A 14,654-nucleotide genomic window follows, 5' to 3' on the forward strand; every position below is an offset into this window, starting at 1 on the left:
TCCCTTGTAGGAGCGGCCTTGTGTCGCGAAAGGGCTGCGCAGCAGCCCCCATGGCCCTCAAACCTTGCAGAAGGCTTGATGCAACTCGGCCACCGTAGCGAAATGGAAGGCCGGCGCCTCGGCCACCAGCTCTTCCTGGCTACCAAACCCATACCCCACCGCCACCGCCTGCAAGCCATTGCTGCGCGCCCCGATCAGGTCATGCTTGCGGTCGCCGATCATCAGCGTCTGCGCGGGATCCAGCCCTTCCTCATCCAGCAGGTGGCGGATCAGCTCGACCTTGTTGGTCCGCGTGCCATCCAGTTCGCTGCCATAGATCACCTTGAAATGGTGATCGAACGCGAAATGCCGGGCAATTTCCCGTGCGAATTCCCAGGGTTTGGAAGTGCAGATATACAGCGTCCGGCCTTGGCCATTCAGGGCTTCGAGCAGCTCAGGCACGCCTTCGAACACCAGGTTCTCGTACAAGCCAGTGACGCGGAAACGCTCCCGGTAGAAGTTCACCGCTTCCCACGCCTTGGCTTCATCGAAGCTGTAGAACTGCATGAAGGCCTGTAGCAGTGGCGGGCCGATGAAGTGTTCCAGGCGGGTCAGGTCAGGCTCGTCGATGCCCAGCTTGGCCAAGGCGTACTGGATCGAGCGGGTGATGCCCAGGCGCGGGTCGGTCAAGGTGCCGTCGAGGTCGAAGAGGATATTCTGCTGGTGCATGTAATGGGTCCACTTGAAATCGTGCGTGGCCGTGTTCGCGGGTCTACCGCGAAGACGGTCATTCAGGTTGGTCGTAGCCTTCGGCCAGGTGCTGGTCCTTGAGCTTGACGTAGTTGCCGGCACTGTAGGGGAAGAAGGCATGCTCCTGATCGTTCAACGGGCGCACCTGCTTCACCGGGCTGCCCATGTACAGGTAGCCGCTGACCAGGCGCTTGCCTGGCGGCACCAGGCTGCCGGCACCGATGATCACTTCGTCTTCGACGATGGCGCCATCCATGATCGTGCTGCCCATGCCGACCAGGATGCGGTTGCCCAGGGTGCAGCCATGCAGCATGACCTTGTGACCAATGGTCACCTCGTCGCCGATGATCAGCGGGAAGCCGTCGGGGTTGAACGGGCCTGCGTGGGTGATGTGCAGCACGCTGCCGTCCTGCACGCTGGTGCGCGCGCCGATGCGGATGCGGTGCATGTCGCCGCGGATCACCGTCAGCGGCCAGACAGAGCTGTCCTCGCCGATCTCGACGTCGCCGAGGACCACCGCCGAACGGTCGACAAACGCCCTGGGTCCCACTTTCGGAGTGTGTTGCTGGAAGCTGCGGATGGCCATGATAGCGTCTCTCATCTGTACCGATAGGCAGGCTGCCTGCTGCGGTCGGCGTCGATTGTAATTAAGATGGGGCAGTGTTTCTTCTGCCAAGGTATCCAAACCGTGAGTGCGAACAACCCACTTCTGCAGTCCTACGATCTGCCGCCCTTCTCGCAAATCCGTGCCGAACACGTGTTGCCGGCGATCGAAGCGATCCTGGCCGACAACCGTAAAGCCATTGCCGAGATCCTCGAACAGCAGGGCGACAAACCGACCTGGGCCGGCCTGGTGCTGGCCATGGACGAACTGAACGACCGCCTGGCTGCCGCCTGGAGCCCGGTCAGTCACCTCAATGCGGTGTGCAACAGCCAGGAGCTGCGCGAGGCCTATGAGGCCTGCCTGCCAGCGCTGAGCGCCTACTCTACCGAACTGGGCCAGAACCGTGCGTTGTTCGAAGCCTATCAGGCACTGGCCAACAGCCCGGAGGCCGCTGGCTTCGACGTGGCGCAGAAGACTATCCTCGACCACGCTCTGCGTGACTTCCGCTTGTCGGGTATCGATCTGCCGGCTGACCAGCAACAGCGTTATGCCGAGGTGCAGAGCAAGCTGAGCGAGCTGGGCAGCCGCTTCTCCAACCAGCTGCTTGACGCCACCCAGGCCTGGACCAAGCACGTCACCGATGAAGCCGCACTGGCCGGTCTGACTGACTCTGCCAAGGCGCAGATGGCCGCTGCCGCCCAGGCCAAGGGCCTCGACGGCTGGCTGATCACCCTGGAGTTCCCCAGCTACTACGCGGTGATGACCTACGCCAGCGACCGCGCCCTGCGTGAAGAACTGTACGCGGCCTACTGCACCCGTGCCTCCGACCAAGGCCCGAACGCCGGCCAGTTCGACAACGGCCCGGTGATGCAGCAGATCCTCGACCTGCGCCAGGAACTGGCTGGGCTGCTGGGCTACAAGAATTACGCCGAGCTGAGCCTGGCGACCAAGATGGCCGAGTCCAGCGACCAGGTGCTGAGTTTCCTGCGCGACCTGGCCAAGCGTTCCAAGCCGTTTGCCGCCCAGGACCTGGAGCAGCTCAAGGCCTACGCCGCCGAGCAGGGCTGCCCTGAACTGGCCAGCTGGGACGCCGGTTATTTCGGCGAGAAGCTGCGCGAGCAGCGTTACAGCGTGTCGCAGGAGACCCTGCGTGCCTACTTCCCGATCGACAAGGTGCTCAGCGGCCTCTTCAGCATCGTCCAGCGCCTGTACGGCATTGAAATCGCCGAACTCAAAGGCTTCGACAGCTGGCACCCGGACGTGCGCCTGTTCGAGATCAAGGAAAACGGCCAGCACGTCGGCCGCTTCTTCTTCGACCTCTATGCCCGCGCCAACAAGCGTGGCGGTGCCTGGATGGACGGCGCCCGTGACCGTCGCCGTACAGCAGGCGGCGAGCTGCAGAGCCCGGTAGCCAACCTGGTGTGCAACTTCACCCCGGCCGCGCCTGGCAAGCCTGCGCTGCTGACCCATGATGAGGTCACCACGCTGTTCCACGAGTTCGGTCACGGCCTGCACCATATGCTGACCCGCATCGAGCATGCCGGTGTGTCCGGCATCAATGGCGTGGCCTGGGACGCGGTCGAGCTACCGAGCCAGTTCATGGAGAACTGGTGCTGGGAGCCTGAAGGCCTGGCGTTGATCTCCAGCCACTACGAAACCGGCGCGGCCCTGCCTCAGGACCTGCTGGACAAGATGCTCGCCGCGAAAAACTTCCAATCGGGCATGATGATGGTGCGCCAGCTGGAGTTCTCGCTGTTCGATTTCGAGCTGCACGCCAGCCACGGTGACGGCCGCAGCGTGCTGCAGGTACTTGAAGGCGTACGCGACGAGGTTTCGGTGATGCGCCCACCGGCCTACAACCGTTTCCCCAATAGCTTCGCGCACATCTTCGCTGGCGGTTATGCGGCGGGCTACTACAGCTACAAGTGGGCTGAAGTGCTGTCGGCCGATGCCTTCTCGCGCTTCGAGGAAGAAGGCGTGCTGAATGCCGAGACCGGCCGGGCGTTCCGTGAAGCGATCCTGGCCCGCGGCGGTTCGCGCGAACCCATGGAGCTGTTCGTGGACTTCCGTGGGCGTGAACCTTCCATCGATGCATTGCTGCGCCACAGCGGCCTTACCGAGGCTGCGGCGGCATGAGCGAGGTAGCTGTGAACAAGACCAAGAAGCGCTTCATCGCCGGGGCGGTATGCCCGGCTTGCAGTGAGCCCGACAAGCTGATGATGTGGAGCGAAGATGACGTGCCGCATCGCGAGTGCGTGGCCTGTGGCTTCACCGACACCCTCAACGAGCAGGGCCTGTCGGTGCCCAAGGAACTCGGTACGCGGGTCAACCAGCTGGCGCCCAAGGCGGCGCCAGCCAAGGTTCAGACCGTGCAGTTCTTTCCTAACCCGAAGCTGAAGAAACCTGCTGAGTGAAGCCGCCGTGCTGCCCGGGCCTTTGTGGCTCGGGCAGATGCTTGGGTGGTGGATAGTCAGGCCACTCGTCTGCCGCTGGCCATGCAAGCTCGCCTGCTCCTCAATTCGAGCAAGGCGGTGCTTCATGGACAATCCTTTGCTGCAAGACAGCGCAACTCCAATCGATTACCCATCGATCACGCTGCAGAACATGCACGAAGCCTTTGACCATGTGTTGCAGGCTCACGCGCAAGGGATCGAGCCGATAATCGCCGACCAGCAGCTCTTGCCCACCTGGGATGACCTGGTACTGGCCGTGGATGGGGTGTGAGGCACTGACCAGAGGTGCTGGAAAGATCGCTGCACACAATATACTGTATATGGATACAGTATCGGGGTGAGCAATGATTCCTCCAGCAGCGCAGAAGGGCCGTGGCACGGCGCATAATCCGCACAACCGGTTCGCGCCGAGCCATTCGGTGGCCGAGGATGACGGTTGGTATCAGGAAGTACCGCAGACGCAGGGTACCGAGGTACGGTTTGAAACAGCAAAGTCGGTCATCAGCCGCAACACCTCACCGGACCTGCCCTTCGACCGTTCCATCAATCCCTACCGAGGTTGCGAGCATGGCTGCATCTACTGCTATGCCCGCCCTTCGCATGCCTACTGGGATCTCTCCCCTGGCCTGGATTTCGAGACCAAGCTGATAGCCAAGACCAATGCCGCCGAGGTGCTTGCACAGCAGTTGAGCAAACCGGGCTACGTCTGTGCGCCGATCAACCTGGGCTCCAACACCGACCCCTATCAGCCCATCGAGCGTGAGCAACAGCTGACACGAAGGGTGCTGGAAGTGCTGTTGCGTTTTCGCCATCCGGTGACCATCGTCACCAAGGGCGCGCTGGTTTTGCGCGACCTCGACCTGCTGGCGGACATGGCCAGGCAACGCCTGGCACGGGTGATGATCAGCCTCACTACCCTGGACGACGACCTCAAGCGGGTACTTGAGCCCCGCGCAGCTTCACCCAAGGCCAGGTTGCGCGCCATCCGCGTCTTGCGCGAAGCCGGTGTGCCGGTAGGTGTCTTGTGCTCGCCGATAATTCCGATGATCAACGACAGCGAACTGGAGCACTTGCTGGAGGCTGCCAAGAAGGCGGGTGCACAGAGCGCCGCCTACATGATGCTGCGCCTGCCGCTGGAAGTGGCGCCATTGTTCGAGCAGTGGCTGCAGGACCATTACCCGCAACGCGCGGCCCATGTGCTGAGCCTGATACGCCAGAGCCGAGGTGGCGAATTGTATGACAGCCGCTTCGGTGCACGGATGCGTGGCGAAGGAGTCTTTGCCGAATTGCTCGCACAACGTTTTGCCAAGGCGATGAAGCGCCTGGACTTTGCCGGGCGCGAGGCACAGGCCCTTGACTGCTCGGCGTTCTGCCCGCCGGGCGGGCAAATGGCGCTGTTCTGATGCCAAGGGCCATCCCCAGCTCAGCTAATCCGAGATAATAATTGTGCTAATGGCGCTTGGCAGTTGATGCTTTTTTGCTATTATTCAGATCCCGCCTTTTCGATCTGGAACACCCGTTCTAGAGCCTCCGAATTAAGTTTCAGTTAAGTTTTCCCCGCTAGCGTAGGAATCCAGTCAACGAAGACTGTGATCTATCGCTCGTGCGTGTCATCTAAATCTGCGCATAGCCAGAATCTTTCACCGGTAAAATGGATTTACCTACACACCGTCAAGAGGATGAATCATGCCCGTAAAGGACCCATCCAAGGTCGTTCCGCAAGCTCCAGCGGAGAGCGCCGATGCCGCCCTGAAGCACATCGTCGACGGCTTCCTGCGCTTTCACCATGACGTCTTCCCTGAGCAGCAGGAGCTGTTCAAGAAGCTCGCCACCGCGCAAACCCCGCGCGCCATGTTCATCACCTGTGCCGACTCGCGTATCGTTCCCGAGCTGATTACCCAGAGCTCGCCGGGCGACCTGTTCGTGACCCGTAACGTCGGTAACGTAGTGCCGCCTTACGGCCAGATGAACGGCGGCGTTTCCAGCGCGATCGAGTACGCCGTGCTGGCGCTGAAAGTGCACCACATCATCGTCTGCGGCCACTCCGACTGCGGCGCCATGCGAGCCGTGCTGAACCCGCAGTCGCTGACCAAGATGCCAACGGTTTCCGCCTGGTTGCGTCACGCCGAAGTGGCCCGCACTGTGGTCGAGAACAACTGCTCGTGCGGTAGCGAGCACGAAACCATGCAGGTGTTGACCAAGGAAAACGTCATCGCCCAGCTGCATCACCTGCGTACCCATCCGTCGGTGGCTTCGCGCCTGGCAGCGGGTGAGTTGTTCATCCATGGCTGGGTGTACGACATCGAGACCAGCAAGATCGAGGCCTACGACGCAGCCAGTGACAGCTTCATGCCACTGACCGCAGGCGAGCCCGTGCCCTGCGCTACTCCGAGAGGCCGCTACTAAGCGACCCGTCCACAGCTGAACCTTGAATAGCCGGCTGCACCCATCGCGGGTGTGGCGCGGCCTTCGGCTGCCTTGAAAATGCCCTGACTGCCCTGCCGGCGAACGCGCTGGCGGCTCGCGCCTGCGCGCTCGTCAGGGACCACAATGTGCCCACGGCCAGGGGAATGGCCGTGCGACAGAGAAAGGAGAACGATGGTGAACATGACACAGTTGAAAGCGGCCCTGCCGCGCGAGTTGCTGGCGTCGGTGGTGGTCTTCCTGGTCGCCCTGCCTTTATGCATGGGTATTGCGATTGCCTCAGGCATGCCGCCGGCCAAGGGGCTGATCACCGGTATCATCGGCGGCGTTGTGGTCGGCTTCCTGGCGGGTTCGCCGCTGCAAGTCAGCGGCCCGGCAGCCGGCCTGGCGGTGCTGGTGTTCGAGCTGGTGCGTCAACATGGCATGGCGATGCTCGGGCCTATCCTGCTGCTCGCCGGGATTCTGCAATTGCTGGCTGGGCGCTTGCGCCTGGGGTGCTGGTTCCGTGTCACGGCGCCCGCCGTGGTGTACGGCATGCTCGCCGGTATTGGAGTATTGATCGTATTGTCGCAGGTGCACGTGATGTTCGACACGGCGCCACAGCCGTCGGGCCTGCAGAACCTCCTGGAGTTCCCATCCACCGTGGCTGCGGCCCTGCCCGAGGAAAGCGCCGGCTCCGGCTGGATGGCTGGCGCGCTGGGGTTGGGCACGATTGCCATCATGTGGGGGTGGGAGCGCCTGCGACCGCAGAAGTTGCGCTTCGTGCCGGGTGCCTTGCTGGGCGTGACGGCGATGACCGCGATTGCCATGTGGCTGGCGCTGCCGGTGAATCGGGTGCAAGTACCGGCAGACCTGTCCGAAGCCATCGACTGGATACGTCCGGACGACCTGCTGAAGCTTGCTGATCCGACTTTGCTGGTGGCGGCATTCGCCTTGGCCTTCATCGCCAGTGCCGAGACGCTGCTGTCGGCAGCCGCTGTGGACCGCATGCACAGCGGCCAACGCTCGGACTTCGACCGTGAACTGTCGGCGCAGGGTATCGGCAACATGCTCTGTGGTGTACTCGGCGCCCTGCCGATGACCGGCGTGATCGTGCGTAGTTCGGCCAACGTCCAGGCAGGCGCGCAAACCCGTGCCTCGGCGATCCTGCATGGCCTGTGGTTGCTGGCGTTCGTGGTGGTGCTGAGCAGCGTGCTGCAGCAGATTCCGGTGGCGAGCCTGGCGGGTGTGCTGGTGTACACCGGCATCAAACTGGTCGATTTCAAGGCACTGCGAGGCCTGAGCCGCTATGGTCGGATGCCGATGTTCACCTACGTGGCGACTGCCATGGCGATCATCTTCACCGACCTGTTGACGGGGGTGCTGCTGGGCTTCGCCCTGACACTGCTGAAGCTGGCGTTCAAGGCCGCGCGCCTGAAAATCTGCCTCGTCCAGCTCGAGCCCCGCGGCCATATGGAGTTGCGCCTGAGCGGGTCGGCTACGTTCCTCAAGGTACCGGCGCTGACCCAGGTACTTGATAGCGTGCCTGCCGGCTCCACCCTGCATGTTCCGCTGGCCAACCTGACCTACATCGACCATTCATGCCTGGAACTGCTGGAGGATTGGAGCAAGACCAGCGGTTCTACCCTGCGTATCGAGCAGCGAGGCCTCAAGCGCAGGGTGGAGGGCCGCTTGCGCAGCGTTGCTGGCACCTGAGGTCAGCGCTTGACCTCGACCATCTCCGGCGCACCCGGCCATGTACCTGTCAGGTTCACGGTGCGGGTGCCGCCCAGCCACTCGCTGGCGGGCGTGTTCCACTTCATCGACTTGCGGGTGTTGGAGCCGATGTTGATGAACTCCGCCGTCAATACCATCTGGGTGGCGGTCAGGGGAATTTCCCCGAAGCTGGCCGAGCTTCCGCCGATCACCGTCCTGGACTCTTCGATCGGGCCTTCGGGGGTCTGGTAGGACAGTGTGAGCTTGGTGGTGTAGGTGGTAAAGGATGACGCCTTGCTATCCACCAGCAAGTTCAGCACACCGACCTTGCCGATCCAGCTGGGGATCAATACTCGGCTGCCTGCGAACGAGGCAAAGGTATAGGCGACAGGCATTGGTTCGGTTGCCACCTCACCGCTTTTTGCCGGCAAGGTATGCATCTCGACTTCACTGGAGTTGCTGGTGAACACATAGCTCGCCTTGCCACTGCCGTTGATGCCGTCTTCACCAAGCAGGCGGTTGAGCCCGCTTGCGCTACCGGAGACGGTGAAGCTGGCTTTGCCCTTCTTTGCCACCGCATTCAGGCCACTGCTGGCGTAGATGACCGAGGTCACCACGCCGAAACCTTCGGAGATGCCAGTGCTGGTCGCCATGTTCAACTTGCGCGCCTGGCTGAGCAGCCAATCGTACTGATCGGCTAGGATGGCAAGGTTGCTGATGGTGTGCTCGCCACTGATCGCGAATTCCGAGGTAATGGAATTCTCCTTGTCGAACGTCCATTCCAGCGCGGCCTCGGGTTTGACTTCGGTACCTGTGCTCGGGTCCAGGATCATCCCGCTGACATTGGCGTTGATGCGGTTGCACGTCACGCCAGACGATTTGAAATCCCACTTGCGGCTTTGCTGGCTCTTGCTGAGCTCGACGCCGGGGAGGCAATCGACGGCCAGCTTGAAGTCGCCGGTGTCAGCGTCGATGATGCCGACCGCGCCTGGCTTGATGGACGGATTGAGGCCCCAGTTGCCCCATATCGTTGGATAGGTTCCGCGCAGCAGGTCCGTAAAAATCCTGTTTCTTCTGATCGTCATTGTCATCACCTGTATGGAAAAGGGCCGCCCTGAGGCGGCCCGATGACAGTAATGATCGAAGGCGGGGCGCAGCAGCGGGAGCATTTTCCTCGCGCTGCAGATCAGGCGCTGGCCTGACCGAACTCCACGTTCAGCTGGCGCGACAGGCAAGGCCAGCGTTTCCAGGCTTCACCGGTTTGTGGGCTGCTCAGCGTTTCACGGTAGGCTTCCACCGACTCTGCGGCGAAGCTTTCGTCGTCCAGCATCTCCTCCACCGAATGATGCACCACCTCATCCAGCTGGTTGGCGAAGGTTTCGCCGATCAGTTGGTGGGCAATGAGGTTGGCCACCGTGGTATCGACCGGGATCAGGGGTTGCTGGAAGTGGCGGATGTACAGGTCGTTGACCTCCTCTACCAGACGGTGCGCCAGATAGGCTTCATCCAGCAGACAGTCGAGGCCGACCTGCCCCTGCATCACGCTTGGCGGCTGCAGGAAATAGGCTTCGGCAATTTTCAGCACAGGTTTGATCTGCGACTCGATCCCGGCTTCGCGCGCCACAGTGTGGGCGGCTTCCAGCAGTTCCGGGACCTGATCGATGTACGCGCTGACGAAGCGCGCCAAAGTACCCTGGGCGTCCTGCTCAGGCAGTTGGATCGAGGGGTGCAGGTGAGGCAGTTGCAGCTCGAGACGCTTTTTCAGTTGGCCGGTGCGGCTTTCATGATCGTGGGCTTGGCTAATCTGCTCGCGTACAGCAGCGATGTTCATGACAACTCCAGGGACAAGACGTTTCAAACGGAAGACACTAAGTTAGCTCGGTATACAGAATACCTAAGACGCATTTGTTATAAATTCCGCAAACGTGTGCGCAGTTCGGCATATGCAATAGCCACTATTTTGCCATAGCCGCTCAAGCCCGGGCTTTTGCTCGGGTTTCAGTGTTTCTTGAGGTTGATTTCACCCGCGTCGTTGCGTGCCATTGGTCGCTGTCTATACTCCGGTTGAAAGTGATTCGTTGATGAGGCCCGACTGCTTTTTTGCAGGGGCTCGGTCGTCGAAGCCAGGCAGTCTTGACCGCCGTTCCCTCTTGCCGCAGGCCATGCCTCCGGGACTACAAGAACGAGAAGGGGAACCCGCAATGATGCGACATCCACCTGTCTGGATGGGCCTGCTGTTGTGGTCGGTTCTTGGTCAGGCCAACGCCGCCTGGACCGTGAACATGCACCCGGGGGCGACGGAAGTCTCCAACGCCGTGTTCGACCTGCACATGACGATCTTCTGGATCTGCGTGATCATCGGCATCGTGGTATTCGGCGCGATGTTCTGGTCGATGGTCATCCACCGCCGCTCCACCGGCCAGCAGCCAGCGCATTTCCACGAGCACACCTGGGTAGAGATCCTCTGGACCATCGTCCCCTTCCTGATTCTGGTAGCCATGGCCATTCCGGCCACCAAGACCCTGATCGACATTTACGACGCCAGCGAGTCGGACATCGACATCCAGGTCACCGGCTACCAGTGGAAGTGGCATTACAAATATCTGGGCCAGGACGTGGAATTCTTCAGCAACCTGGCCACGCCTGCTGATCAGATCCACAACACGGCACCCAAAGACGAGCACTACCTGCTCGAAGTCGACCAGCCGCTGGTACTGCCGGTGGGGGCCAAGGTGCGCTTCCTGGTGACCGCCGCCGACGTCATCCACTCCTGGTGGGTGCCGGCCTTCGCGGTCAAGCGCGACGCCATCCCTGGCTTCGTCAACGAAGCCTGGACCCGTATCGAGAAGCCCGGCATCTATCGCGGCCAGTGCACCGAGCTGTGCGGCAAGGACCACGGCTTCATGCCGGTGGTTGTCGAGGTCAAGTCCAAGGCCGACTACGACACCTGGCTCGGCGAGCGCAAGGCCGAGGCGGCCAAGCTCAAGGAGCTGACCAGCAAGGACTGGACCCTCGAAGAACTGGTCGAGCGTGGCGACAAGGTCTACCACACTACCTGCGTGGCCTGTCACCAGGCCGAGGGCCAGGGCCTTCCACCGATGTTCCCGGCGCTCAAGGGATCGAAAGTGGCCACCGGGCCGAAGGAAGACCATCTGGGCGTGGTGTTCCATGGCCGCCCCGGCACCGCAATGGCCGCGTTCGGCAAGCAGCTCTCGGAAGTCGACATCGCCGCCGTGGTCACCTACGAGCGCAACGCCTGGGGCAACAACAAGGGCGACATGGTCACGCCGAAGGACGTGCTGACGCTCAAGCAGGCAGAAGCCAAGTGAACCGGGTTTTGCGCGGCAATCAGTGGATTGCAGGAGACAGGACATGAGTGCAGTGATCGACGACCACGCCCACGGCCATGACCACGCCCACGGCCCGGCCAAGGGCCTGATGCGCTGGGTGCTGACCACCAACCACAAAGACATCGGCACGATGTACCTGTGGTTCGCCTTCATGATGTTCCTGCTCGGCGGCTCGTTCGCCATGGTGATTCGCGCCGAGCTGTTCCAGCCCGGGTTGCAGATCGTCGAGCCGGCGTTCTTCAACCAGATGACTACCATGCATGGCCTGATCATGGTCTTCGGCGCGGTGATGCCGGCGTTTGTCGGCCTGGCCAACTGGATGATCCCGCTGATGATCGGCGCGCCAGACATGGCCCTGCCGCGCATGAATAACTTCAGCTTCTGGCTGTTGCCAGCGGCCTTCTTGTTGCTGGTCTCGACCCTGTTCAGCCCGGGCGGCGGGCCGAACTTCGGCTGGACCTTCTACGCCCCACTGTCGACCACTTATGCGCCGGCCAGCGTCACCTTCTTCATCTTTGCCATCCACCTGATGGGTATCAGCTCGATCATGGGCGCGATCAACGTGATCGCCACCATCCTCAACCTGCGTGCCCCGGGCATGACCCTGATGAAAATGCCGCTATTCGTCTGGACCTGGCTGATCACCGCATTCCTGCTGATCGCGGTGATGCCGGTGCTGGCCGGTGTAGTGACCATGATGCTGATGGACATCCATTTCGGCACCAGCTTCTTCAGCGCCGCCGGTGGCGGTGACCCGGTGCTGTTCCAGCATGTGTTCTGGTTCTTCGGCCACCCCGAGGTGTACATCATGATCCTCCCGGCGTTCGGTGCGGTCAGCTCGATCATCCCGGCGTTCTCGCGCAAGCCACTGTTCGGCTACACCTCGATGGTCTATGCCACCGGCGCGATTGCCTTCCTGTCGTTCATCGTCTGGGCCCACCACATGTTCGTGGTCGGCATCCCGGTGGTCGGCGAGCTGTTTTTCATGTACGCCACCATGCTCATCGCCGTGCCCACCGGGGTGAAGGTGTTCAACTGGGTCAGCACCATGTGGGAGGGCTCGCTCAGCTTCGAGACACCGATGCTGTTCGCCATCGCGTTCGTCATCCTGTTCACCATCGGCGGCTTCTCCGGGTTGATGCTGGCCATCGCCCCGGCGGACTTCCAGTACCACGACACCTATTTCGTGGTGGCGCACTTCCACTATGTGCTGGTGCCCGGGGCGATTTTCGGCATCTTTGCCTCGGCTTACTACTGGCTGCCGAAATGGACTGGCCACATGTATGACGAAACCCTTGGCAAGCTGCACTTCTGGCTCTCGTTCGTCGGCATGAACATGGCCTTCTTCCCCATGCACTTCGTGGGGTTGGCCGGCATGCCGCGGCGTATCCCCGACTACAACCTGCAGTTCGCCGACTTCAACATGGTGTCGTCGATCGGCGCCTTCCTGTTCGGTACCACGCAGCTGTTGTTCCTGTTCATCGTCATCAAGTGCATCCGTGGCGGCGCACCCGCCCCGGCCAAGCCCTGGGATGGCGCCGAGGGCCTGGAATGGTCGATCCCCTCGCCAGCGCCATACCACACCTTCCAGACCCCGCCAGACGTGAAGTAGGAGCGCCGCCATGAAGGGCTCGTCGCTCAAGCGCCTGGTCACCCGCCTGCTGCTGCTGACGGTGGTGATGTTCGGCTTCGGCTTTGCCCTGGTGCCGATGTATGACGTGATGTGCAAGGCCTTCGGCATCAACGGCAAGACGGGCGGGCAGTACGAGGGCAGCCAGGTCAGCGACCCGACGCGTTCGGTGCGGGTGCAGTTCATATCGACCAACGCCAGCGACATGGTCTGGGACTTCTACTCCACCGCTGACGAGCTCGAGGTGAACCCGGGAGCGGTGAACCAGATGATCTTCATCGCGCACAACCCGACCAACCGGCCGATGAGTGCGCAAGCGATACCCAGCATCACCCCGGCCGAGGCCGCGGCGTATTTCCACAAGACCGAGTGCTTCTGCTTCACCCAGCAGGTGCTGCAGCCTGGCGAACGCATCGAGATGCCGGTGCGCTTCATCGTCGACCGCGACCTGCCGGCCAGCGTGAAACACCTGACACTGGCCTACACCTTGTTCGACATCACTGCACGTCATCCGCCGGTCGCCCATGCCGCGGTACAGGACGTCCAGGGCGCCCGCTGAGGGAAGGAGAACAGCAATGGCAAGTCATGAGCACTACTACGTTCCGGCGCAGAGCAAATGGCCGATCATCGCCACCATTGGCATGTTCATCACGGTGTTCGGGCTTGGCACCTGGTTCAACGACATGAAGGCCGGCCATCCCTCGTCGCACGGGCCGCTGATCTTCTTCGTCGGTGCGCTGTTCCTGGCCTACATGCTGTTCGGCTGGTTCGGCTCGGTGGTCCGCGAGAGCCGGGCCGGGCTGTACAGCCCGCAGCTGGACCGCTCGTTCCGCTGGGGCATGAGCTGGTTCATCTTCTCGGAAGTGATGTTCTTCCTGGCCTTCTTCGGCGCGCTGTTCTACGTGCGTGTACTGGCCGGGCCCTGGTTGGGCGGTGAGGGGCACAAGGGCATCGCCCACATGCTGTGGCCGAGCTTCGAGTTCGCCTGGCCGTTGCTGCACACACCGGACCCGAAACTGTTCCCGCCGCCCAAGGAAGTGATCGACCCCTGGCACCTGCCGCTGATCAATACCATCCTGCTGGTCAGCTCCAGCGTGACCATTACCCTCGCTCACCACGCACTGCGCCGTGACCATCGTGGGCCGCTGAAATTCTGGATGGGGCTGACCATCCTGCTGGGTGTCAGCTTCATCACGCTGCAGGCCTACGAGTATCACGAGGCTTACACCAAGCTGGGGCTGACCCTGGGCTCGGGCATCTATGGCGCGACGTTCTTCATGCTCACGGGTTTCCACGGGGCCCACGTGACCTTGGGCACGATCATCCTGATCGTGATGTTCGTGCGCATTCTGCGCGGGCACTTCAACCCCGAGAAACACTTCGGTTTCGAGGCGGCGAGTTGGTACTGGCACTTCGTCGATGTGGTGTGGGTGGGGCTATTTATCTTCGTATACGTGCTGTGAATACAGAACCCTGTGGGAGCGGGCATGCCCGCGAATGCGTCGGCACATTCAACATTGCATTCGCGGGCATGCCCGCTCCCACTGGGTCAGATGAAAATTTCAGAAAGGGGCGTGGGAAACCAGCTGACCACTGATGAAACCCCAGGCGACCAGGCCGACGGTCAGCGCCGCCAGGGTGACACGCACGGTCAGGGCTTTCAGCAGGCGGGTCGAGTTTTCATCGTCCTTGACCAGAAACACCAGGCCACTGAACAGGCTGGCGACCGTGGCCAACAGCATCAGGACAATCGCGGCCTTGAGCATGGC

14 protein-coding genes and 1 pseudogene are annotated in these 14,654 nt (G+C 61.8%); 10 read left to right on the forward strand and 5 right to left on the reverse strand.

All coding sequences use genetic code 11. From position 1 onward, the window contains the following. Positions 1–57: 57 nt before the first annotated feature. A complete protein-coding gene (locus CQW31_RS20430; protein WP_099815258.1) occupies positions 58–708 on the reverse strand; it encodes an HAD family hydrolase in 651 nt (216 codons plus the stop codon). Positions 709–766: 58 nt separating this feature from the next. Next, positions 767–1,315: a gamma carbonic anhydrase family protein gene (locus CQW31_RS20435; protein ID WP_054884393.1), complete on the reverse strand. Its 549-nt coding sequence runs from the start codon at positions 1,313–1,315 to the stop codon at positions 767–769. A gap of 66 nt (positions 1,316–1,381) precedes the next feature. On the opposite strand from CQW31_RS20435, the gene prlC reads away from it, so the two are divergent. From prlC to CQW31_RS20465, 6 genes and pseudogenes are all read left to right on the forward strand, one after another. Further along, positions 1,382–3,469: an oligopeptidase A gene (prlC, locus tag CQW31_RS20440; RefSeq protein ID WP_099815259.1), complete on the forward strand. Its 2,088-nt coding sequence runs from the start codon at positions 1,382–1,384 to the stop codon at positions 3,467–3,469. Then, the gene (locus CQW31_RS20445) at positions 3,466–3,747 is read left to right on the forward strand and encodes a YheV family putative zinc ribbon protein (RefSeq protein WP_054884391.1); all 282 of its coding nucleotides are present in this window, start codon (positions 3,466–3,468) and stop codon (positions 3,745–3,747) included. Before prlC ends, CQW31_RS20445 begins: the two co-directional genes overlap by 4 nt. A 124-nt stretch (positions 3,748–3,871) precedes the next feature. After that, a pseudogene (locus CQW31_RS20450) lies at positions 3,872–4,054 on the forward strand (hypothetical protein); the annotation flags it as partial. A 76-nt stretch (positions 4,055–4,130) separates the two neighbouring features. Then, positions 4,131–5,189: a PA0069 family radical SAM protein gene (locus tag CQW31_RS20455; protein ID WP_099815260.1), complete on the forward strand. Its 1,059-nt coding sequence runs from the start codon at positions 4,131–4,133 to the stop codon at positions 5,187–5,189. Positions 5,190–5,472: 283 nt separating this feature from the next. Further along, positions 5,473–6,192 (forward strand): carbonic anhydrase, encoded by a 720-nt coding sequence (locus CQW31_RS20460; RefSeq protein WP_054884388.1) that lies wholly within the window; start codon positions 5,473–5,475, stop codon positions 6,190–6,192. Between the two features lie 192 nt (positions 6,193–6,384). After that, on the forward strand, positions 6,385–7,905 hold the full coding sequence (locus CQW31_RS20465) for a SulP family inorganic anion transporter (RefSeq protein WP_249342225.1): 1,521 nt from the start codon (positions 6,385–6,387) through the stop codon (positions 7,903–7,905). A 2-nt stretch (positions 7,906–7,907) separates the two neighbouring features. Here the strand turns inward: CQW31_RS20465 and CQW31_RS20470 are convergent, their stop codons facing one another. Beyond that, positions 7,908–9,074 (reverse strand): hypothetical protein, encoded by a 1,167-nt coding sequence (locus CQW31_RS20470; protein ID WP_249342226.1) that lies wholly within the window; start codon positions 9,072–9,074, stop codon positions 7,908–7,910. A 17-nt stretch (positions 9,075–9,091) separates the two neighbouring features. Continuing rightward, positions 9,092–9,736, reverse strand: coding sequence for a hypothetical protein (locus tag CQW31_RS20475; protein ID WP_054884386.1), 645 nt, complete (start codon positions 9,734–9,736; stop codon positions 9,092–9,094). Between the two features lie 370 nt (positions 9,737–10,106). Between CQW31_RS20475 and coxB the strand changes: the two genes are divergently transcribed. The 4 genes from coxB to CQW31_RS20495 are packed head-to-tail and all read left to right on the forward strand — an operon-like array spanning position 10,107 to position 14,348. After that, positions 10,107–11,234, forward strand: coding sequence for a cytochrome c oxidase subunit II (gene coxB, locus CQW31_RS20480; protein ID WP_054884385.1), 1,128 nt, complete (start codon positions 10,107–10,109; stop codon positions 11,232–11,234). Positions 11,235–11,277: 43 nt separating this feature from the next. Beyond that, entirely contained in the window at positions 11,278–12,867 is a 1,590-nt protein-coding gene (ctaD, locus tag CQW31_RS20485) for a cytochrome c oxidase subunit I (protein WP_054884384.1), read from the forward strand. A gap of 10 nt (positions 12,868–12,877) precedes the next feature. Next, the gene (locus CQW31_RS20490) at positions 12,878–13,444 is read left to right on the forward strand and encodes a cytochrome c oxidase assembly protein (protein ID WP_099815262.1); all 567 of its coding nucleotides are present in this window, start codon (positions 12,878–12,880) and stop codon (positions 13,442–13,444) included. A 16-nt stretch (positions 13,445–13,460) separates the two neighbouring features. Then, a complete protein-coding gene (locus CQW31_RS20495; RefSeq protein WP_054884382.1) occupies positions 13,461–14,348 on the forward strand; it encodes a cytochrome c oxidase subunit 3 in 888 nt (295 codons plus the stop codon). 99 nt (positions 14,349–14,447) lie between these two features. Here the strand turns inward: CQW31_RS20495 and CQW31_RS20500 are convergent, their stop codons facing one another. Continuing rightward, entirely contained in the window at positions 14,448–14,651 is a 204-nt protein-coding gene (locus tag CQW31_RS20500; RefSeq protein WP_054884381.1) for a twin transmembrane helix small protein, read from the reverse strand. Positions 14,652–14,654 lie beyond the last annotated feature (3 nt).

This window comes from Pseudomonas sp. 382, from assembly GCF_002759075.1.
Lineage (GTDB): Bacteria > Pseudomonadota > Gammaproteobacteria > Pseudomonadales > Pseudomonadaceae > Aquipseudomonas > Aquipseudomonas vlassakiae.